Raw genomic sequence first — 19,856 nt, 5'->3', positions numbered from 1 at the left:
AAAGAGAACGTTACCAATGTTGAAAAGACGGCCTTAGTGCGTATCCATAATTTTCTGAACATTCTAGATTTAGCCTGAACAAACGATATGAATTGTGGTATAATTTAAGATAATTGTACTGTTGTTGGAAGAACAATAGTTGAATAAGGAGGTGTGACGATGTCGAATGCAACACTCGAGATGATGCAAGAGATCGAGCAAGCTGCTCAAGGCGTGATCGTAGGCTATGAAGCTCAAGTCGACCAAATCCGAACGGATTCACGCGATCGCCTTGCAACAGTGGCACAGCATTACGATGAGGAAACCAAGCAATTGGTTACAGAGGCAGAAAAAAACGCCCAAGAAAAACTCGTCCGTTTAACGAAAGATCTGGAAGAAACGGTTGCGCGCAATGATGCTAAAGTACAGCAAGCGATGACCGATAAGCGAGCTGGGTTAGTTGAAGCCATTGTAGAAAAGGTGGTAGCAAGCTATGTCCGTTAGTCAGATGAAAAAACTGTCCCTTATCTTGCCAAAAGATGACTTGGACAGTCTCCTACTAGCGCTACAGTCTGAGGCGAAAATCCAGATTTATGACCTCAGTGAGCATGAAGAATGGCAGGCTGCCTTTGAGGCAAATACCTTGTCTCAACCCTTGACAGAGGACAATCGTCAAGCCTTGGTAGAGCTACAAAAACGTCAAGAACAAGTCGAAAAAATGATTCAGACTCTAGAGCCCTACATGCCTGAGAAAAAGGCCCTGCAAGCTCTGAAGGAAGAACCTTTAAGTTTGTCTTTTGATGACTTGCAGGCTCACGGGATGATTCGAGACGAGGAACTTCTATTGACCAAGTTGAAACGCCAATTGCGCGTGTTAGACAAGGCTCGGCAGAAGATTGCAGATGCAAAGGGAGAGATAGATCGCTTAGAAAAATGGCGACCGTTAGAGGTGACACCAACAGCTCTTGCTACCTTTCACTATGTGCATGGTTTGATTGGGACCATCCCGAATAGCGATACAGACGCTGTTCGTTCTTCCTTAAAAGCTCATCCTGAGCTGGAGTTGGAAGAAGTCTTTACATCTGAGACTGAACACGGTTATGTCATCTTGTATCGTTCAGGAGATCGTGTAGCTGTTCAGGAGCTTCTAGAAGACCATGGGTTCAAAGAATTGGACTATGAAGAAGAGCAAGTCCCAGCCGCTTACTTGGATCGCCTAGAAGGGGAAATCAAAGAGCAAGAGGCTGTAGTTGCAGCAACCCTAGCCGAGTTGCAAAACTCCCAGAAGGAGTTGGACCAGCTCAAGTACCAGATGGATTACTTGCTGAGTTCGGGAGCTCGGGAGGAAGCCAAGTCACTTCTTGCCAGCACGCAAAGCTTGGTAGCTCTAGAGGGTTGGATTGAAACCTCCCAAGTGGCCTCATTGCGAGACTTCTTGCAAGAAGGTTTTGGTTCTCGGGTCTTACTAGAGACACGCGATGTGACGGAAAAAGATTGGGATGACGTTCCGATCCAGTTGCGAAATAATGCCTTGGTAGAGCCCTTTGAATTAGTCACAGAGATGTACGCCCTGCCTAAGTATTACGAGAAAGATCCGACACCGATCGTTTCGCTCTTCTACTTTGTTTTCTTTGGCATGATGGTCGCAGATATCGGTTATGGACTCTTGCTAACGGTAGCGACAGGCTTTGCCCTCAAAGCTTTCAAACTCAATCCTGGTACGGCAAAGAATCTTCGATTCTTCAGTCTCCTCGGGATTTCAGTTGCCCTTTGGGGTGTGGTTTATGGCTCTTTCTTTGGATTTGAGATGCCTTTTGCCCTGATCAGTACGACCAGTAACGCCATGACCATCCTGATCCTCTCAGTAGTCTTTGGTTTTGTTACTGTCTTAGTGGGCTTGTTCCTAGGGGGGATGAAAAATGTCCGCCTCAAAGACTACACGGAAGCCTATAATGCGGGCTTTGCTTGGGTTTTGATCCTACTTGGCTTAATGCTTCTAGCAGTAGGCAATATCTTACCAGGGATGAGCGTCCTAGTTCCGATTGGCAAGTGGCTAGCTATTTTGAATGCCATTGGGATCTTGATTGTTTCCATTGTCAGTGCCAAGAAGCTGTCCGGTTTAGCGTCTGGTCTCTTTAACCTTTACAATGTCAGTGGCTATATCGGAGACCTGGTCAGTTTCACCCGTTTGATGGCCTTGGGCTTGTCTGGAGCTAGTATCGGTTCAGCCTTTAACCTCATTGTCAATCTCTTTCCACCGCTTGGACGGTTTACGGTAGGACTTCTGCTCTTTATTGTCCTTCATGCTATTAATATGTTCCTGTCCTTCTTGTCAGGGTACGTGCATGGAGCTCGTTTGATCTTTGTGGAGTTCTTCGGTAAGTTCTACGAAGGAGGAGGCAAGCCATTTCGTCCTCTTAAACCTTCTGAACGCTATATTAAAACAAAAAAATAAGTATTATCTTTAATAAATAGGAGTATATTCATGGAATCTTTAGCATCATATTTTTCAGCCCATGGGGGCGCCTTCTTTGCAGCATTTGGTGTAGCGATCGCCGTCGCACTTAGTGGGATGGGATCTGCCCTTGGGGTTGGTAAAACGGGTCAAGCAGCAGCAGCACTCTTGAAAGAACAACCTGAAAAATTTGCCCAAGCCCTGATTCTGCAATTGTTGCCAGGTACACAAGGTTTGTACGGTTTCGTTATTGGGATCTTGATCTGGTTGCAAATTAAGCCAGATATGCCACTTGAAACAGGAGTTGCTTACTTCTTTACAGCTCTTCCAGTTGCGATCGTTGGTTATTTCTCAGCCAAACACCAAGGAAATGTTGCGACAGCAGGGATGCAAATCTTGGCTAAACGCCCTGAAGACATGATGAAAGGGGTTATCCTTGCGGCCATGGTTGAAACTTATGCCATCTTGGCCTTCGTTGTGTCCTTCCTATTGACCCTACGCGTCGGCTAAGAACTAGCTTTGATGAATTCGTCTCGCGAGACGAAAAACAAAAGACGCATGCAATAGGAGAAATAACGAATGGATGAACAAACCCAATTAAAGGATTCGATCTTGGCCCAAGCCCACGAAAAAGGGCGTAAACTCTTAGAAGAGGCCAAGGAAACCATCCTAAAAGAAGAGACGGCGCAAGAAGATCGTTTGATCCAAGATAAACTCAATCAACGTGCTGAGCAGCTCAAGCGGATTCAACGTCAATTGCAACGTGAAACCCAACAAATCGAAAATAAAAAACGCCAATCAACCCTTGTCACCAAGCAACGAGTCTTAAAGGATCTCTTTTCAGATGCTTATGAAGCAATGGCGGCTTGGCCCCTTGACAAGGAAATGCAGTTTGTAGATGCGATTTTAGACCGCTATCAAGGGCAAGTTGTGACTCTGACCTTTGGGGCGGTGAGTGCTAGCAAATTTGATCCAGCAGCTCTCGAGAAATTAAAGCAGACTCATCAGAATGTGACAGTTGCAGATGCGACGATCCCAGCTCAAGCAGGTTTTGTCTTGTCGGTTGGGAAGATTGATGACAACTATCTCTACCGTGATTTGGTGGATTCCATTTGGGAGCAAGAAAGCTACCAGATGGCAGCCAGCATTTTCACAGATGAAGAGAACTAGGAGGTTGCAATGAGCGAACGGACCTATTCTCAAGTCAATACAGGAATCAGCGTACGTGAGGCTAGTTTTGTCAGTCCCAGTCAGTTCGAGCAGTTGCTTGCAAGTCCCTCCAGTGAGAGTCGAGAAGGCTTGCTGCAAGGAACGTCCTATGCTCTAGATAGCCAGGAGATCAAGGATTTAGCAGCCCTTGAAGCCCGCCTGATGGCAGCCTTGTTGGCAGAATACCAATGGGCTTTTGAGGTAAGCCCTCAGTCAGACCTGGTTAGCCTTTTTACCTTGAAGTACACCTATCACAATCTCAAGGTTTATCTAAAACACAAGGCGACAGAGCGCAAGTTGGGACATTTATTGATCCCTATCGGTCCTTATTCTCTCGATGTGCTCGAGCATTTGGTGGCGACCTTTTCTGCGGAGCATTGTCCAGCCTTTATGGCGGAAGAAGTGGCTGCAACCTGGCAAGAATTCCAAGACTATCAGGACTTGCGGGTTCTCGAAATCGGGATGGACTTAGCTTATTTTAAACACCTGAGATACTTAGGGGACAGCCTAGATCATCCGATTCTGAAGCAGTTAGTGGACGTGACCATTGACTTTTACAATGCGATTACGGTCAAGCGGGCCTTGGATCAGCAAAAACCGCATAGTTTCATGCACCAATTGCTCTCAGATGAAGGGAGTCTCAGTGCCCATCAGGTGATCGACCTGCTAGAATCGGGTCAGTGGTTGACCTGGTTTTATCAAATCAATCCGCTGGACTACGATCTTGCCTTAGAGACTTATGAAGAAAAGATGCGCACCGGTCAACTAAAGACTGTAGAGTTGGAGTATCTAGAAAGCTTGGTGAAATTCAGTCTTCTAGACGCTGGCCGTTTTGAAGTCGATGGACCACTCCCTCTTGTTCGTTATCTTTACGGAAAAGAGTTAGAGGTGACCAATCTTCGTTTGGTCCTCTCTGGTTTGGACAATGGTTTTCCGCTAGCAGAAATTAAAGAAAGGATGAGACCGATTTATGGACAAACAGACCTATAAGATCGCAGTTGTGGGCAATCGGGACGCCATCCTTCCTTTTCGTCTGATTGGCTTTCAAACCTATCCGGTCACAGAGCCGCAAGAAGCGATCAATACCTTGCGAAAACTCAGTCGGGAAAACTTTGGGATTATCTACCTGACAGAGGATATTGCTCAAGCTATTCCAGAAACAGTGGCTTTTTACGACCAGCAGCTGACACCAGCCTTGATTCTTATCCCGACCCATAGAGGGACTACAGGACTGGGCCAACAGCGGATTCGTGATAATGTCGAAAAAGCAGTAGGACAGGATATTCTATGAGAACAAATGAATTTGGTCAAGCGATTGGAGATGCACTGCCGGAGTTTACACCGGGGCGTCTGCCAGCTATTGAGCGGATCGAAGGTCGCTATACCGTGATCGAGCGCCTCTCAAAAGAAAAACATGGAGCAGATCTTTATCAGGTCTACGGGCCAGCCTCCCCAGCAGCGATGTGGACATATCTGTTCAAAGGCCCTGCCCGAAATGAAGAGGAGTGGGACCGCTTATTAGATGATCTCATGACAGCCCAAGGTCGCTTTTACTATGCGATTGTAAACAAAGATTCGGGCAAGGCATTAGGGACTTTTTCTCTCATGCGGATCGATCAAGCCAACAGGGTGATCGAAGTCGGAGCAGTGACCTACTCACCAGCCCTCCAAAAAACACGCATGGCTACGGAAGCCCAGTATCTGTTAGCGCACTACGTGTTTGAGGAGTTAGGCTACCGCCGCTATGAGTGGAAATGCGATGCCTTAAACCAAGCATCTCGCAAAGCAGCTGAGCGCTTAGGGTTCACCTATGAAGGCTGTTTCCGTCAGGCTGTTGTTTATAAAGGTCGGACTCGAGACACAGATTGGTTATCTATCATTGGCCAAGAATGGCCAGCTATCAAAGAGCGCTTCGAAGCTTGGTTGGATCCAAGCAATTTCGATGCCAATGGCCGACAAAAGCAATCTCTAAGAGAGATAGCACAAAAGTAAAACAAAGAAACAAAGGATTCCCAGGAGGAATACATGACTCAAGGAAAAATTATCAAAGTTTCCGGTCCCTTGGTGGTTGCATCAGGGATGCAGGAGGCCAATATCCAAGATATTTGCCGGGTCGGCGATCTTGGTTTGATTGGCGAAATTATTGAGATGCGGCGGGATGAAGCCTCTATCCAAGTATACGAAGAAACATCTGGAGTCGGTCCAGGAGAACCAGTGGTAACAACTGGAGCTCCCCTTTCTGTCGAGTTGGGACCAGGCTTGATCTCTCAGATGTTTGACGGGATCCAACGCCCCTTGGAACGTTTCCAAGAAGTCACCGCCAGCGATTTTTTGGTTCGTGGGGTGCAAGTTCCCAATCTCGATCGTGACACCAAATGGACCTTCGAACCAAGTGTAGCAGAAGGAACGGAGGTAGTCGCAGGAGACATCGTCGGTACCGTTCAGGAGACCAATATGGTGGAACACCGCATCATGGTACCGTTCGGTGTCAGTGGACGTGTGACCAAGATCGCAGCAGGTTCTTACACAGTAGAAGAGCCGGTCTATGAGATCGAGCAGGCAGATGGTAGCCTCTTTACTGGAAGTCTGATGCAAAAATGGCCGGTTCGTCGAGGCCGTCCCTTTGCACAAAAACTGATTCCGGAAGAGCCTTTGGTTACCGGTCAACGGGTCATTGATACCTTCTTCCCTGTTACGAAAGGTGGAGCTGCAGCTGTTCCTGGTCCTTTCGGAGCTGGAAAGACCGTTGTGCAACACCAGGTAGCCAAGTTTGCCAATGTAGACATCGTAATTTACGTTGGTTGTGGGGAACGTGGAAATGAAATGACGGACGTTCTGAATGAATTTCCAGAATTGATCGATCCAACGACTGGTCAATCCATCATGCAACGGACCGTTCTGATCGCCAACACTTCGAACATGCCAGTGGCTGCGCGGGAAGCTTCCATCTACACAGGGATTACTATTGCCGAATACTTCCGTGACATGGGCTATTCCGTTGCCATCATGGCCGATTCGACATCGCGCTGGGCGGAAGCTCTCCGTGAAATGTCTGGTCGTCTAGAAGAAATGCCCGGGGATGAAGGCTACCCAGCCTACCTTGGTAGCCGGATTGCTGAGTACTACGAACGGGCCGGTCGAGTCAAGACACTTGGAACCACTGCGCGTGAAGGTTCGATTACCGCTATCGGTGCCGTTTCCCCTCCAGGTGGAGATATTTCAGAGCCGGTGACGCAAAATACCTTGCGAATTGTTAAGGTTTTCTGGGGCTTAGATGCTCAATTGGCCCAACGCCGTCACTTCTCAGCTATCAACTGGTTGAGTTCATATTCCCTTTACCAAGATGAAGTTGGTCGCTATATCGATCTGCATGAACAAATCAGCTGGTCTGAAAAAGTGACCCGTGCTATGAACTTGCTTCAAAAGGAAAGTGAATTGCAAGAAATCGTGCGTTTGGTTGGTTTGGATTCCTTGTCTGAAAAAGACCGCTTAACCATGAATGCGGCCAAGATGATCCGCGAAGACTACCTGCAACAAAATGCCTTTGATGAGGTGGACACCTATACTTCCTTCAGCAAGCAGGTGGCCTTGTTGACCAACATTTTGACCTTTGACCAAGAAAGTCAAAAAGCATTGGGATTAGGGGCTTACTTCACAGAAATCATGGAAGGCACCGTGGCCCTTCGAGACCGTATTGCCCGGAGTAAGTTCATCCATGAGGACCAGTTGGCAACCATTCAAGCCCTGAAAGAAGAAATCGTAGAAACCCTACACCAAATCGTCGCAAAAGGAGGAGTAGACAATGAGCGTGATTAAAGAATACCGTACTGTCAGCGAAGTTGTTGGACCCTTGATGATTGTCGATCAGGTCGAGGGGGTTCACTACAATGAACTCGTAGAAATCAAGCTCCATGACGGAACAACCCGTCAGGGACAAGTCCTCGAAGTCCAAGAAGACAAGGCCATGGTCCAACTCTTTGAAGGATCTAGCGGGATCAACTTGGAAAAAGCCAAGGTTCGCTTTACCGGACGTCCCCTAGAACTTCCAGTATCAGAAGACATGGTGGGACGGATCTTTAACGGGATGGGTAAACCTATCGATGGTGGTCCAGAGATTATCCCAGAGAAGTACTTGGACATTGACGGTCAAGCCATCAACCCTGTTTCACGGGACTATCCGGATGAATTTATCCAGACAGGGATCTCAGCTATTGACCATTTGAATACCTTGGTTCGGGGTCAAAAACTCCCAGTCTTCTCAGGTTCTGGTCTTCCTCACAAGGAGTTGGCGGCTCAGATTGCTCGTCAAGCGACGGTGCTTAATTCGGAGGAAAACTTCGCCGTGGTCTTTGCGGCCATGGGAATTACCTTTGAAGAAGCCGAGTTCTTTATGAACGACCTGCGGGAGACAGGTGCGATTGACCGCTCTGTTCTCTTCATCAACCTAGCCAATGACCCAGCTATCGAACGGATTGCCACTCCTCGGATCGTCTTGACCGCTGCCGAATATTTGGCTTATGAAAAAGATATGCACGTCTTGGTTATTATGACCGACATGACCAACTACTGTGAAGCCCTTCGGGAAGTATCTGCTGCCCGCCGGGAAGTTCCAGGACGTCGGGGCTATCCAGGCTACCTTTATACCAACCTCTCAACCCTCTACGAACGTGCAGGACGCTTGGTTGGAAAGAAAGGATCTGTGACCCAAATTCCGATCCTATCCATGCCAGAAGATGACATCACCCACCCCATCCCTGACTTGACAGGCTACATCACCGAAGGTCAGATTATTCTGTCCCGCGATCTCTACAATAGTGGTTACCGCCCACCGATTAATGTTCTTCCATCCCTTTCTCGTTTGAAGGACAAGGGTTCTGGTGAAGGCAAAACTCGGGAAGACCATGCGGCGACCATGAACCAGCTCTTTGCGGCCTACGCCCAAGGAAAACAAGCCAAAGAACTGGCTGTAGTACTGGGGGAGTCTGCCTTGTCCGATACCGACAAGCTCTATGTCAAATTTACCGATCGCTTTGAGCAAGAATACATCAATCAAGGTTTCACTACCAATCGGACGATTGAGGAAAGTTTGGATCTCGGTTGGGAACTCTTATCCATCCTTCCACGAACAGAGCTTAAACGGATAAAGGATGAGATGATTGACAAGTATCTGCCAAACAAAGAGGACTAGCCTATGGCACGATTAAATGTAAAACCAACTCGGATGGAGCTTAATATTCTCAAAGAGCGCCTTAAGACAGCAACCCGGGGGCACAAGTTGCTCAAGGACAAGCGGGATGAACTCATGCGCCGCTTTATTGAAGCTGTGCGTGAGAATAATCGTCTGCGCCAAAAGGTAGAGGCAGCGCTTGTAGGCAATATGCAAGATTTCGTCATGGCCAAGTCCTTAGAGAGCGACCTCATGGTGGAAGAAATCTTTGCTGTGCCAACCCGTGAAGTCTCTCTTCATATCGAAGAAGAAAATGTCATGAGTGTGCGCGTGCCCAAGCTTCATGCTCGTATCGATAATCCATACGGAGATGATGAAGGAGATGTGGTCTATAGCTACCTAGCATCCAACAGTCAAATGGATAGTACCATTCAAGAAATGGGAGCACTCCTCCCAGATTTGCTTAAATTAGCGGAAATCGAAAAAAGTTGCCAACTCATGGCAGACGAAATCGAGAAAACCCGTCGTCGAGTGAATGGACTCGAGTATGCGACGATCCCAGACCTCAAAGAGACCATCTACTATATCGAAATGAAACTCGAAGAAGCCGAACGCGCCAACCTCGTCAGAATCATGAAGGTGAAGTAAGATACAAAGCCGTTAAGCAACTCAAAGGAAAATAGGAAATCCAACGACGAAGCACCAGCTTCGTCGTTAGATTTATCTTTTTCCAAAGAGTTGTAGGCGTGTTCAATTGCTTTATACATACAAGAACCTCATCTAGGAACCGCTCCTGGATGAGGCTTTTTTTGTACCCTGGAACTCTTCTTCCAGCACCTTATTATGTTACTAGTTTGTAACAATATGACAAGAAAGACGAAATGTTACAAGAAAAATACAGTTTTGTTAAATAGCTAAAAAGGCCTGTTATTATTTTTAAATTGTGATAAGATAGTATAGTAGTTCATTTGTCCAAGATAATCTTGAGCAAAAAAACAAAGAAAAAAGAGGATAAAAGATGAAATTAAAAGTTAATACGAAAGCCTTGATCGCTTCAACAGTAGCTCTTGCAGTGATTCCATTTACAAAAGCCACTGCAGAAACACTCGAAGATTGGGTAGCTCGTTCAGTAGATGAAATCAAACATGATATCCAACAAAGCGGTGAAAACCAACAAACTTATACTGTTAAATACGGTGATACATTGAGCTCTATCGCAGAAGCGCTAGGAATCGATGTTCATGTGTTGGCAAACTTGAACAATATCAGTAACATGGATTTGATCTACCCAGGTACTGTTTTGAAAACAACAGTAAACGATCAAAAAGAAGTAACTTCAGTTGAAATCCAAACTCCTCAAGTAGGTTCGACAGACGCAACAGTTGCAAGTGCTGACTTGACAACGAATCAAGTGACAGTTGCTGATCAAACAGTCGCTGTAAACGATCTGTCAAAACCAGTGAATGAAGATAACAAAGCTGTACCAGTTGCGCCAGCAGCAGCTCCAGCAGAAGAAGCCCCAGCACAACCAGCTGAAGCTCCTGTTGTTGAAGTTCCAGCAGCAGAAACTCCAGCACAACCAGTTGTTCCAGAAACACCAAGCTACGGTGCTCCAGCTGTGAATGTTGAAATTCAAAATCAAGAAGCGCCAGCAGCTCCTCAAGCAGCCCCAGTGGCAGAAACTCCAGCAGAAGCGCCAGCAGCTCCTGCAGTAGAAGAAGCCCCAGCACAACCAGCAGCAGAAACTCCAGCCACACCTGAAGTGCAACCATTAGCATCAACTCCAACAAGTGGAAATACTATTCCAACTGATCCAAACCTTCAACCACAGGCTGAAGCTTTCCGTCAAGAAGTTGCAGCGAAATTCGGCATCACCAACATCGGTGGTTACCGTGCAGGAGATCCAGATGATCATGGTAAAGGACTTGCAGTAGACGTTATGGTTCCTACAAATTCAGAACTTGGAGATCAAGTTGCGCAATATGCGATTGATAACATGGACCGTGCAGGTATCTCATATATTATCTGGAAACAACAATTCTATATGCCAGTAAATAATATTTACGGACCAGCTAACACTTGGAATCAAATGCCAGACCGTGGTGATGACACAGCAAACCACAACGACCACGTGCATATCTCATTTAACGGATAATAAACCATTGAACTAGGCCTAGTGCCTAGTTCTTTTTTGTATTTTTTAAAAAAGAAAGGCTGGAACACGAATGCTCCAACCAGAATGAAATTATAAAATGTGATCGACCTTTTCAACCTGATAAAGGGCAATTGCCATGATGATGGTTAAGACCAGCAACATGAGGACCGCTGGTGTCCATGAGTGGAAGATCGATTTACTATACCCAAAGAGGATAGGACCAAAGGCCGCAAAGACATAGCCTCCTGTTTGAGCAAGGCCAGAAAGTTGGGCCGTTTTTTCAGGTGTGCTCGATTTCATGGAGAAAGCAACCATGAGGTAAGGGAAAAGCGAGCTAACGGAACTTCCGATAAGGACGTTTAGAAGGAGCCAGTAGAAAAAGTTGCTCGTCGGAATTAAGAGCATGGCTACTCCTAGAATCCCTGCTCCGACAACAATCGTAAGCATCAAGCGTCGATTACGATCTGACAACCGTGTGGTTAAACTTGGGATAGTCAGAGAGAAAGGTAGACTAATGAGAGTAAAAACTGTAGCAAGAAGACCAGATTCAACCTGTGAAACACCAGCTTGAACAGCCATAGTTGGAAGCCAGGTCATGCTTGTATAGAAAAGTAGAGACTGAAGTCCACCAAAAATCATGATAGCCCAAACGTATTTATTGGTATACCATTTACTACTAGATTCACTAGTAGTCGTCTTTTTAAGGTGGTGGTTGTAGCGAAGGTTGGGGATCCAGATGAGTAAAGCCAGTGCACAGACGACAGTCAAGATGTTGACTAGCCCTTGCCAAGAAGTAGCTTGGGTGATGGGAACAGCCACAGAAGCTGCGATCGCTGTAGACATCCCCATAGAAGTGATGTATAAAGTGGTTAAAATACCGAGTTGCTTCGGTCGATTTGCTTGGATAAGACTGGGAAGCAGAACATTGAGAAAAGCAATACTTGCTCCAATCAAGATGGTTCCCAGATAGAGAAAGGGGAGGTTGATCGTTCGAATGGCAGATCCAATCGTCATTACGATCAAGACAAGAAAGAAGAGACGCTCAATCCCTAATTTTTGAGCAAATTGAATCGCAAAAGGTGAGAAAATGGCAAAAGTCAGAAGTGGCAAGCTAGTCAATAGTCCCAGAGAGCTCACATCAACCCCCAAACCAGCTGCGATGTCAGACAAGACTGTCGGAAGCGTTGTAAATGGTGTTCGTAAAACAATCCCAAGCATAATGATGCCTGGGATGAATAACATAGAATGTGTTTTTTTCATAAATCCTCCTCAGACAAAAAATTCTCTTCATTATAACATAGATTAAGCAACAATTGGAGTATTTATACAAATGAAGGGTTAGGATCGTAGTTCTCACTGTCATTCGAACTGCATCAATGTACCTAAGCTCGTCTACGCCCCTATTGGACTTGACTCACTAAAAAATAAGGATCGTAGTTCTCACTGGCGTTCGAACTGCATCAATATCTCTAAATTCGGTTGAACTCTCTGAGTTCACCTCATTAAGAGATATAGAAAAAGCCACCGGTTTTGGTGGCTCTTATAGGGAGATTATTATGAAAAAGTTTAGGATTTTCTATCAAACAAAGTTAGGAGGTCTTCATTTGATGATTTCATTATAAGGCATCTTGCTTAAAGAAAACTTAAGAAAAGTCTCTAATGGAAAGAATCGGTCTGAAGTCTGAGAAAATACATTAGCCAGCATCATAAACAGGATGCGTTTTTTATTTAAAATAATAAAGATCGTAGTTCTTACTAGCGTTCGAACTGCATCAACGTACCTAAGCTCATAAACGTTCGAAAAAGAGAATAAGGAACGTAGTTTTCGCTTCGCTCAAACTGCATCAATATCTCTAAATTCGGTTGAACTCTCTGAGTTCACCTCGTTAAGTATTATAAAGATCGTAGTTCTTACTAGCGTTCGAACTGCATCAACGTACCTAAGCTCGTCTGCGTCCCGGGTGGACTTGACTCACTAAGGTACATAGAAAAAGCCACCGATTTTGGTGGCTCTTATAGGGAGATTATTATGAAAAAGTTTAGGATTTTCTATCAAACAAAGTTAGGAGGTCTTCATTTGATGGTTTTATTATAAGGCTGATTTCTTAAAGAAAACTTAAGAAAAGACGCTATTTATAATAATCGGTCTTAGGTCGGATAATTTTTTACAATAGAAACTATTTAGATTTTTTTCTAAATAGAGTTGACAATTTTAGTTTAAAGTACTAGAATCTATTTAGAAAGATATCTAAATAGATTAGAGGAGATGAAGAATGAATTTTGCGCAAACATTTAAAGCTTTATCAAATCCGATAAGACGAAGTATCCTAGAACTGCTAAAGACGGGAAAATTATCTGCTGGAGATATCGCTGGCCACTTTGATGTAGCAGGAGCGACCATTTCCCATCATTTAAGCATACTCAAGCAGGCAGATTTAATTCGAGAGGAAAAAGAGAAGAATTTTATCTACTATGAACTCAATACTTCAGTCTTGGAGGATTTAATGGTCTGGCTCGTTGATTTGAAAGGAGACTCTACTGATGAAAACGAATAAAAAACTATTGATATTAACTTCTATGGTGATACTTTTCCCCATGCTTTGGGGGCTGATGATTTGGTCACAATTGCCTAACCAAATCCCGATTCACTTTAATGCTGCTGGTCAGGCCAATAACTTCCAGTCGAAAGCACTAGCTGTGTTTGGTCTTCCTGTTTTCCTTCTCTTGGTGCATCTGTTTGTGATTTTTATGATCGGACGTGATCCTAAGAATCGCACGATGAATGAGAAAATGGTCAAAGTAATCTACTGGTTGATTCCAATAGTCTCCTTAATCGTCTCCTATCTCATCTATAGCAAAGCGCTAGGTTCTACTACCAATCCATCTGTTTTTGTTTCGGCTTTGCTAGGGCTCATCTTTTTGATCATGGGCAACTACATGCCTAAGCTAAAAGTGAACCATACGGTTGGAATCCGCCTACCTTGGACTTTACAGAGTGAAGATAACTGGCACAAAACCCATCGCTTGGCAGGGAAGTTGTGGGTCCTCGGAGGCTTGATCCTTCTTCTTGAAGCAGGCCTTCAATTCGCGCTTTCTTATGTATTGGTGCTGGTCATCCTCGCCATTGTGTTTATCCCTATGATGTACTCTTATCAATTAAGTCGGAAAAATCGTTAGTATAAAAAAACAACCAGAGAAGAACTAGTTGGGAACTGTTTCTTTTCCGGTTGTTTTTGCATGTTCATCGCTTCAAATTCAAAACATTCAGGAAAACACTTATTTTTGGAAAGTCAAAGGTCTATCCTTTGTATGAGGAAGGTTTTATGTCTTTGGATAAGTAGACTGGATGACTAGGGGTTCCATTTTTATTTCTCTTTAAGCAATGTAAGTTAGGTATCAATGAAATAACTTCTTTATCACGACTAAAAAGGATTTTTCCTTTGGCTTCAATTCCTAATTAATCAATGAACTTAATACTAGGTCTCGAAAAGAATTATGCTTCCTCTTTCTGTCTGAGTTCAAAGAGGTCTTCTATTTTCAGATTAAAAACTTGAGCAATTTTAAGAGCCATTTCTAGCGAAGGATTGTAACGGTTATTTTCTAGGTGCAGAATTGTCTCGCGTCGCATGCCGATGAGGTCGGCCAACTCCTGCTGGGTCATGCCTGTGGACTCACGAACAGATTTGAGATTAGTAATAATCTTGCTTTCTTTGGCCATGCTTATCCTCTCCGTTCCAAGATAAGATAGACAACCGCAAAGATGAAAATCAAGGCAGATATGCTAATAAAGATCTGGCCCATGTGAAGAGTGAGAGACCCTATATACCCAATGATAACTGCTAGAATCATCAGTGCGCCTAGTATAAAAACAAACATCAAGCTAGCTGCCTTGGCTAAATTAGCATAAAAGCGTTCGTCCGGAGTTTCCTTGACATTTTTCAAACAGAAAAAACCAAATACAATCACTTCAATAACGAGACCAATTCCCAAAATCCATTCTTTAATACCAGAACTTTCGCTTGGGGTCGCAACCCAAATCCCTACTGTATAAAAAATGCTTGCTGCAAAAAAAAGTATCGTGTAAAGCTTAGCAGACAAGTCAAAAATAGTCTTCCCCTCACCTTTCTGAATCTTATGAGGCCGTGGTTTCATATGTAGCCAGCTCCATATAGCTATAATTTGACCTGACACTGAAATACCAGTAATAACTAACTTGGATCCCCAACTAAGATTAGAACCAAATAAAACAATAAAATCAATAAAGAGAGCTACGGCAATCATTGCAATGAGGCCACGCATTTTTTGACTTTTTTTCATGATAGACTCCTTTTTCATGTTATAAATATATAACACTTAAAATTTATGTTATAAATATATCACATTTAAACTTGGAAAGCAAGAATTTATGTGTCAAGGTGGCAATTATTTTAAAAATTTTTTTAATTAAAGACCTCGCTAGTCAAACAACTAAAGAATTCTTTGAAGCAATGTATCGGATTTGGTTTGGATAGTTTTGTTAATAATATTTGATGATAAAGAATTTTTGGAAAATCTAGATACTGTATGAATCTTTACTTTTTTCTTAGACAGTTATAAAGTCGATCAGAATGAACCTTGTAAATGTATAAGTTAATTCTTTCAGACCTAAACTATTCCCCTGTTTAAAAAAATACTGATTCAAATTTTATGAAATTAATCAGTAGATTCCGTTCTGAAAAGCCTTGATATGACGCTATTTTTAATCCAACTGAAACCCAAACTTTCCAAACCAGGTCTTAAGAAAGCTCGTAAAGCATCACAATTATCAAAACGTTAATCAACACGCTTATATCAACGTTTACAGACATTTAAGAAATTTCTCTTGGATGTCTTTTTTTGTCTAGCTAAATTTTACAAATTGGGCAATTTAGGTTACTCAATAATATAAAAAAGATAAAAATTTAAAGTTCGAATTTTAATTTAAAAAAAAGTAATTATTATTGAATATCTGTTCAAACATTTTTTCTTTTCTAAGGTTAATATAAGTATATATACTTTAAAAAAGGAAGTCAAACATCTTGCTCATAGATTTTTGCATTTTTAAAAAATACATTTTGTCATATAATAATGTGGAAAATTGACGGATTCCTTAAATAATCATACAATATGAATATGTAAACCCTTACATACTATTCTACTTATACTTGATAAAATGCAAGTTCTTGAGGATCTATAAATATATAGACACTCTTCTATTTATAAAGTGAAATAAAGAATCACGGAGAAAGTTTATGGATATTAAAGAGACATTCAACCAGCTAGACAATACAAAATTTAATGATTTCAATAATCGCCTTGAAGGTTTTGAGAAACTTTTTAAAGACAAATATTATTTTACCCATCCCGAAGATTTTAGCTCAATCTTTAGCATTTTGGTAAAGTATGGAAAAAGTACAAGTAAATATATTTTATCGAAAGGAGAGATATATGAGTGAAATAGTTATTAATGCTCAGAATTTATCTAAAAATTTTTATAATTTTGATTCAAGACTCCCATTTATCAAGAGATTTTTGAAACGTAATCAAATAACGATTCGAGCTGTTCAAGATATTAGTTTTACGATTAAGAGAGGGAGTATAGTTGGCTTTATTGGGAGTAATGGAGCTGGTAAATCCACAACGATTAAAATGTTGACTGGGACTCTTTATCCTAGTTCCGGAAAATTAGAAGTGAATGGAGAAATTCCATTTAAAAGAAGTATAAATTTTAGAAAAAAAATTTCAATAGTAGTAGGAAATAAATTACAGTTATTTCAAGATGTTTCGGCTATGGATTATTTTCAATTGATTGGTACTTTATATGAGGTAGAACCGGCGATTTTACAAGAACGAATTCAGGAATTAAGCAATTTGTTGAATGTAAAAGATCAGCTTTACCAGCAGGTCCGGACCCTCTCTCTTGGACAAAAAATGAAAATGGAGTTTATCGCGGCATCTTTAACAAGTCCGGAAATATTATTTTTAGACGAGCCTACTATAGGGTTAGATATACAGTCTAAAAAAGATATCAGAACATTTTTAAAGAAAATGAATGAAGAATGTCATACTACTATTATTTTAACGAGTCATGATATGGATGATATTTCGTCTGTTTGTGACGAATTAATCGTCATTGACAAAGGAAAAATTATTTTGCAGGAGTCAATGGATGTTATTTTATCTAAATTTTCTGATTTTAAATATTTAAAGATAAAAATGACATTAGATTTGGTACCAGAGTTATGCTCTGTTAAAGGAGTAGTAGTCATTTCTCAAACAAAATCGGAATGTATACTAAAAATACCTAGAGATTTTGTCTTTGAGACATTAGAATCAATCAATAAGCTTGTAGATATAGAAGATTTTGAAATATCAAATCTTTCTTTAGAAGAAATTATTTTACAAAACTATTTTACAAAAAAGGAGCACAATTGAAAAAAGAAATGTCTATTATTCTGATATCATTTCGATCTATTTTGAACTATAAATCAAGTGTACTATTGTTAATGTTACAGGCAAGTACACAAATTATGATATCAGTATTTTTATGGACGTATATATATCAGAGTAACCAGATAAATATAGCAGGATATGATTTTACCTCAATGGTTCAATACTATTTGGGGACTATAATTTTTTCATATTTTGTTTTTTATCCAGTTGATTGGGAAATCAATGACGATGTTCATTCAGGAAATTTTTTTAGCATATTAATAAAACCTGTTACTTTTTATAAGTATTATTTTTGTAAAATGCTTGGAGATAGGCTTGCTCATTTATTATTTATCATCATTCCTGTCATTTTATTCTCCAGTGTTTATTACAAGAATGAGTTATTAACCATTGAAATTCTTATTTTAGGAAGTATTGCAATTATTCTATCTATGGTTCTATGGTTTTTAATATCATGTTGTGTAGGTATGCTTTCTTTTTGGTTAGAAAATATATTTTTTGTCCTTACTGTTAAAGAAATAGTAATTCAGTTTTTATCAGGAATATTATTGCCTTTAAGTTTTTTTTCAAATAATTTTCGTCTGTTTTTAGATGTATTACCTTTTAAATACTTAGTATATGAACCGCTTCAGATGTTTAGTAATGATACATATAAATTAATAGACTATTTGAGAATTATTTGTATTCAATTGATTTGGTGCATCATTTTTTATATTATATCAAGATTCATATTGAGAAAAGGAGTGGAGCACTTCTCAAATGTGGGAGGATAAAATGTTTAGAATAAAAGTAATTTTTAGGCTACTTCATTTTGGTTTTAAATCTGATATGAATTTTCATTTTGACTTCTTTTGTGGTCTATTTTCGTCGATACTGTGGATTGGTTTACCTATTGTATTTTTTAGATTGATTTTCTTAAACATAGACTCTTTTAATGGTTGGGACTATTATCAAATTTTATTTTTGGTAGGTTCCTACACTATTGTAGATGGAGTTATGATGGGATTGTTAATTAGAAGTATGGGAATTTTAGAATCAGATATTTTGAGTGGTAACTTGGATCAAATTTTATTGAGGCCGTTTGATACTCAGTTGTTCTATATTTTTAGATCATTTAATTTAGTTCAATTCGTGAATACTTTTTTTGGTCTTGCGATCATTTTTATAAGTTATGGAAATTTAAATGTACATTTAAATTCATTAAAAATATTATTTTATATCCTTTCTTTAATGTGTGGTTGTATTATATATTATTCAATTTGGTTTCTAATAACGATTAGTTCATTTTGGTTCCCAACTAAATTTTCAAAAGTAGATGTATTTTTGAATTATATTGGAATTTCCAAGTATCCATATAATATTTTTACAGGTATTAACAGATTGATCACTATGTTATTTGTTCCCAATTTATTAATTGCCAATCCTGCAGTATTAATATTTTTAGGGAAAGATACATTGAACCTATTTTTCTATCAAATAGTTTTTACAGTTTTTTTGATTATTATCAGTCGTACAATTTTTAGAAAAGGATTGAAAAAATATGAAAGTGCAGGAAGATAAACAATGTTGTTCAGTTATATGTTTGACTAAAGGAAGTGATTCGCTGTACTTTGTTTTGTGGTCATTGAAACATCAGATAATTATAAACTATAATTTAAAGAATAGTATTATTAACTTATAGGTGCTAAGAAAAAATTTAAAGAAATTCCCTCATTCAATCAAACTTATTCATATTTTTTAAAATAAGAAAATAGTTGGATTTTGATGATGGTTGATATAAAGCTAAACTGAAAGTACCTGAAATCCAACTGTGTCAAACCAGGTCATACGATCTGTGAGAAAAAGAACACATAACAAAAAGAGGAGCTTCACAATAAAGTTCCTCTTCTTTTATATATCCGAATCATTATTCTTATTTCAAAAAAGGTAGTGAAAAAGGTAGTGATTCGGTTGATTTATATTGCAATGTAGTGAAATTTAGAATTTCAAGAATCGCTTAAAATCAAGGTTTCTAACATCTATTGACGTGTAGTGAACCCCTATTTCACCTCTGTAAACACAACGTGTTTGCGAAGTTTTGGTGAGTATTTCTTCAATTGAAGACGGTCTGGAGTGTTACGTTTGTTTTTAGAAGTAAGGTACAAGCGTTCACCAGATTCTTTGTGTTCAAGTGTAATGTTTACGCGCATGGTATCTCCCTTCTATTATTCAGCTGATGCAGCTTTAGCGATCTTACGTCCTTTGTAGTATCCTTTAAGTGATACACGGTGTGAACGTGAGTAATCTCCAGTTGCTTCGTCAAAGTTTACAGATGGAGCTGTTACTTTGTAGTGCGTACGACGTTTGTTTTTCTTCGCTTTTGATGTGCGACGTGCAGGTACTGCCATTTCGTTTTTCTCCTTTTAAGATATAAATTCAAT

The 19,856-nt window shown here is 40.8% G+C and carries 22 protein-coding genes; 17 read left to right on the top strand and 5 right to left on the bottom strand.

The annotated features are described in order from the left end of the window. The first annotated feature begins 159 nt into the window (after positions 1 to 159). The 11 genes from QM830_RS09780 (at position 160) to QM830_RS09730 (ending at position 10,965) form a co-directional block, all read left to right on the top strand. Positions 160 to 483, top strand: a complete 324-nt coding sequence (locus QM830_RS09780) for a hypothetical protein (RefSeq protein WP_414326777.1) — start codon at positions 160 to 162, stop codon at positions 481 to 483. Then, positions 473 to 2,434, top strand: a complete 1,962-nt coding sequence (locus QM830_RS09775; RefSeq protein ID WP_414326775.1) for a V-type ATP synthase subunit I — start codon at positions 473 to 475, stop codon at positions 2,432 to 2,434. Before QM830_RS09780 ends, QM830_RS09775 begins: the two co-directional genes overlap by 11 nt. A gap of 30 nt (positions 2,435 to 2,464) precedes the next feature. Then, complete coding sequence (locus QM830_RS09770; RefSeq protein ID WP_003009435.1) at positions 2,465 to 2,944, top strand: V-type ATP synthase subunit K; 480 nt, start codon at positions 2,465 to 2,467, stop codon at positions 2,942 to 2,944. Between the two features lie 69 nt (positions 2,945 to 3,013). Then, on the top strand, positions 3,014 to 3,604 hold the full coding sequence (locus QM830_RS09765) for a hypothetical protein (RefSeq protein ID WP_414326774.1): 591 nt from the start codon (positions 3,014 to 3,016) through the stop codon (positions 3,602 to 3,604). Between the two features lie 9 nt (positions 3,605 to 3,613). Next, a complete protein-coding gene (locus tag QM830_RS09760; RefSeq protein WP_414326772.1) occupies positions 3,614 to 4,633 on the top strand; it encodes a V-type ATPase subunit in 1,020 nt (339 codons plus the stop codon). Next, on the top strand, positions 4,614 to 4,934 hold the full coding sequence (locus QM830_RS09755; protein ID WP_031572747.1) for a V-type ATP synthase subunit F: 321 nt from the start codon (positions 4,614 to 4,616) through the stop codon (positions 4,932 to 4,934). The genes QM830_RS09760 and QM830_RS09755 overlap by 20 nt, the downstream gene beginning before the upstream one ends. Beyond that, on the top strand, positions 4,931 to 5,635 hold the full coding sequence (locus QM830_RS09750; protein WP_414326770.1) for a GNAT family N-acetyltransferase: 705 nt from the start codon (positions 4,931 to 4,933) through the stop codon (positions 5,633 to 5,635). Before QM830_RS09755 ends, QM830_RS09750 begins: the two co-directional genes overlap by 4 nt. A gap of 33 nt (positions 5,636 to 5,668) precedes the next feature. Next, the gene (locus QM830_RS09745) at positions 5,669 to 7,459 is read left to right on the top strand and encodes a V-type ATP synthase subunit A (protein ID WP_414326768.1); all 1,791 of its coding nucleotides are present in this window, start codon (positions 5,669 to 5,671) and stop codon (positions 7,457 to 7,459) included. Beyond that, positions 7,446 to 8,831, top strand: coding sequence for a V-type ATP synthase subunit B (locus tag QM830_RS09740; RefSeq protein ID WP_414326767.1), 1,386 nt, complete (start codon positions 7,446 to 7,448; stop codon positions 8,829 to 8,831). Before QM830_RS09745 ends, QM830_RS09740 begins: the two co-directional genes overlap by 14 nt. Before the next feature lie 3 nt (positions 8,832 to 8,834). Beyond that, positions 8,835 to 9,458, top strand: a complete 624-nt coding sequence (locus QM830_RS09735) for a V-type ATP synthase subunit D (RefSeq protein ID WP_009731999.1) — start codon at positions 8,835 to 8,837, stop codon at positions 9,456 to 9,458. A gap of 370 nt (positions 9,459 to 9,828) precedes the next feature. Continuing rightward, positions 9,829 to 10,965 carry a LysM peptidoglycan-binding domain-containing protein gene (locus QM830_RS09730; protein ID WP_414326765.1) on the top strand — a complete coding sequence of 379 codons (1,137 nt, stop codon included), beginning with the start codon at positions 9,829 to 9,831 and terminating at the stop codon, positions 10,963 to 10,965. Between the two features lie 90 nt (positions 10,966 to 11,055). Here the strand turns inward: QM830_RS09730 and QM830_RS09725 are convergent, their stop codons facing one another. After that, positions 11,056 to 12,225, bottom strand: coding sequence for a CynX/NimT family MFS transporter (locus QM830_RS09725; protein ID WP_009732001.1), 1,170 nt, complete (start codon positions 12,223 to 12,225; stop codon positions 11,056 to 11,058). A gap of 1,013 nt (positions 12,226 to 13,238) precedes the next feature. Here QM830_RS09725 and QM830_RS09720 point away from each other — a divergent pair. Next, positions 13,239 to 13,520, top strand: a complete 282-nt coding sequence (locus QM830_RS09720; RefSeq protein WP_195612289.1) for an autorepressor SdpR family transcription factor — start codon at positions 13,239 to 13,241, stop codon at positions 13,518 to 13,520. After that, entirely contained in the window at positions 13,507 to 14,142 is a 636-nt protein-coding gene (locus QM830_RS09715; RefSeq protein ID WP_126403614.1) for an SdpI family protein, read from the top strand. The genes QM830_RS09720 and QM830_RS09715 overlap by 14 nt, the downstream gene beginning before the upstream one ends. A 316-nt stretch (positions 14,143 to 14,458) precedes the next feature. Here QM830_RS09715 and QM830_RS09710 read toward each other — a convergent pair whose 3' ends face one another. Beyond that, entirely contained in the window at positions 14,459 to 14,683 is a 225-nt protein-coding gene (locus QM830_RS09710) for a helix-turn-helix transcriptional regulator (protein WP_009732004.1), read from the bottom strand. A 2-nt stretch (positions 14,684 to 14,685) separates the two neighbouring features. After that, positions 14,686 to 15,282, bottom strand: a complete 597-nt coding sequence (locus QM830_RS09705) for a hypothetical protein (RefSeq protein ID WP_009732005.1) — start codon at positions 15,280 to 15,282, stop codon at positions 14,686 to 14,688. A 953-nt stretch (positions 15,283 to 16,235) separates the two neighbouring features. On the opposite strand from QM830_RS09705, the gene QM830_RS09700 reads away from it, so the two are divergent. The 4 genes from QM830_RS09700 to QM830_RS09685 are packed head-to-tail and all read left to right on the top strand — an operon-like array spanning position 16,236 to position 18,996. Then, positions 16,236 to 16,439, top strand: coding sequence for a hypothetical protein (locus QM830_RS09700; RefSeq protein WP_003010127.1), 204 nt, complete (start codon positions 16,236 to 16,238; stop codon positions 16,437 to 16,439). Further along, the gene (locus QM830_RS09695) at positions 16,432 to 17,418 is read left to right on the top strand and encodes an ATP-binding cassette domain-containing protein (protein WP_003010129.1); all 987 of its coding nucleotides are present in this window, start codon (positions 16,432 to 16,434) and stop codon (positions 17,416 to 17,418) included. The genes QM830_RS09700 and QM830_RS09695 overlap by 8 nt, the downstream gene beginning before the upstream one ends. After that, a complete protein-coding gene (locus QM830_RS09690; protein WP_414326762.1) occupies positions 17,415 to 18,209 on the top strand; it encodes an ABC transporter permease in 795 nt (264 codons plus the stop codon). The genes QM830_RS09695 and QM830_RS09690 overlap by 4 nt, the downstream gene beginning before the upstream one ends. A 1-nt stretch (position 18,210) precedes the next feature. Then, positions 18,211 to 18,996 (top strand): ABC transporter permease, encoded by a 786-nt coding sequence (locus QM830_RS09685; RefSeq protein ID WP_003013947.1) that lies wholly within the window; start codon positions 18,211 to 18,213, stop codon positions 18,994 to 18,996. Positions 18,997 to 19,475: 479 nt separating this feature from the next. On the opposite strand, the gene rpmG is transcribed toward QM830_RS09685, so the two are convergent. Together rpmG and rpmF are read right to left on the bottom strand one after the other, a co-directional pair. Beyond that, positions 19,476 to 19,625, bottom strand: coding sequence for a 50S ribosomal protein L33 (gene rpmG / locus QM830_RS09680; RefSeq protein ID WP_001265622.1), 150 nt, complete (start codon positions 19,623 to 19,625; stop codon positions 19,476 to 19,478). 15 nt (positions 19,626 to 19,640) lie between these two features. Continuing rightward, on the bottom strand, positions 19,641 to 19,823 hold the full coding sequence (gene rpmF / locus QM830_RS09675) for a 50S ribosomal protein L32 (protein WP_003009516.1): 183 nt from the start codon (positions 19,821 to 19,823) through the stop codon (positions 19,641 to 19,643). Positions 19,824 to 19,856: the final 33 nt, after the last annotated feature.

The organism is Streptococcus sp. OMI750 (genome assembly GCF_047463895.1).
In the GTDB taxonomy this organism is placed as follows: Bacteria; Bacillota; Bacilli; order Lactobacillales; family Streptococcaceae; genus Streptococcus.
Note: the sequence above shows the minus strand (reverse complement) of the source record. Positions and strands in the feature narration are given on the sequence as shown.

Bases quoted from the DNA above. Each gene is read 5' to 3' on its own strand.
- QM830_RS09745 (WP_414326768.1), top strand. From the start codon at position 5,669: ATGACTCAAGGAAAAATTATCAAAGTTTCCGGTCCCTTGGTGGTTGCA.
- QM830_RS09715 (WP_126403614.1), top strand. From the start codon at position 13,507: ATGAAAACGAATAAAAAACTATTGATATTAACTTCTATGGTGATACTT.
- QM830_RS09725 (WP_009732001.1), bottom strand. From the start codon at position 12,225: ATGAAAAAAACACATTCTATGTTATTCATCCCAGGCATCATTATGCTT.
- QM830_RS09750 (WP_414326770.1), top strand. From the start codon at position 4,931: ATGAGAACAAATGAATTTGGTCAAGCGATTGGAGATGCACTGCCGGAG.
- QM830_RS09700 (WP_003010127.1), top strand. From the start codon at position 16,236: ATGGATATTAAAGAGACATTCAACCAGCTAGACAATACAAAATTTAAT.
- QM830_RS09740 (WP_414326767.1), top strand. From the start codon at position 7,446: ATGAGCGTGATTAAAGAATACCGTACTGTCAGCGAAGTTGTTGGACCC.
- QM830_RS09720 (WP_195612289.1), top strand. From the start codon at position 13,239: ATGAATTTTGCGCAAACATTTAAAGCTTTATCAAATCCGATAAGACGA.
- QM830_RS09760 (WP_414326772.1), top strand. From the start codon at position 3,614: ATGAGCGAACGGACCTATTCTCAAGTCAATACAGGAATCAGCGTACGT.
- QM830_RS09695 (WP_003010129.1), top strand. From the start codon at position 16,432: ATGAGTGAAATAGTTATTAATGCTCAGAATTTATCTAAAAATTTTTAT.
- QM830_RS09770 (WP_003009435.1), top strand. From the start codon at position 2,465: ATGGAATCTTTAGCATCATATTTTTCAGCCCATGGGGGCGCCTTCTTT.
- QM830_RS09705 (WP_009732005.1), bottom strand. From the start codon at position 15,282: ATGAAAAAAAGTCAAAAAATGCGTGGCCTCATTGCAATGATTGCCGTA.
- rpmF (WP_003009516.1), bottom strand. From the start codon at position 19,823: ATGGCAGTACCTGCACGTCGCACATCAAAAGCGAAGAAAAACAAACGT.
- QM830_RS09765 (WP_414326774.1), top strand. From the start codon at position 3,014: ATGGATGAACAAACCCAATTAAAGGATTCGATCTTGGCCCAAGCCCAC.
- QM830_RS09775 (WP_414326775.1), top strand. From the start codon at position 473: ATGTCCGTTAGTCAGATGAAAAAACTGTCCCTTATCTTGCCAAAAGAT.
- QM830_RS09730 (WP_414326765.1), top strand. From the start codon at position 9,829: ATGAAATTAAAAGTTAATACGAAAGCCTTGATCGCTTCAACAGTAGCT.
- QM830_RS09780 (WP_414326777.1), top strand. From the start codon at position 160: ATGTCGAATGCAACACTCGAGATGATGCAAGAGATCGAGCAAGCTGCT.
- QM830_RS09685 (WP_003013947.1), top strand. From the start codon at position 18,211: ATGTTTAGAATAAAAGTAATTTTTAGGCTACTTCATTTTGGTTTTAAA.
- QM830_RS09710 (WP_009732004.1), bottom strand. From the start codon at position 14,683: ATGGCCAAAGAAAGCAAGATTATTACTAATCTCAAATCTGTTCGTGAG.
- QM830_RS09735 (WP_009731999.1), top strand. From the start codon at position 8,835: ATGGCACGATTAAATGTAAAACCAACTCGGATGGAGCTTAATATTCTC.
- rpmG (WP_001265622.1), bottom strand. From the start codon at position 19,625: ATGCGCGTAAACATTACACTTGAACACAAAGAATCTGGTGAACGCTTG.
- QM830_RS09755 (WP_031572747.1), top strand. From the start codon at position 4,614: ATGGACAAACAGACCTATAAGATCGCAGTTGTGGGCAATCGGGACGCC.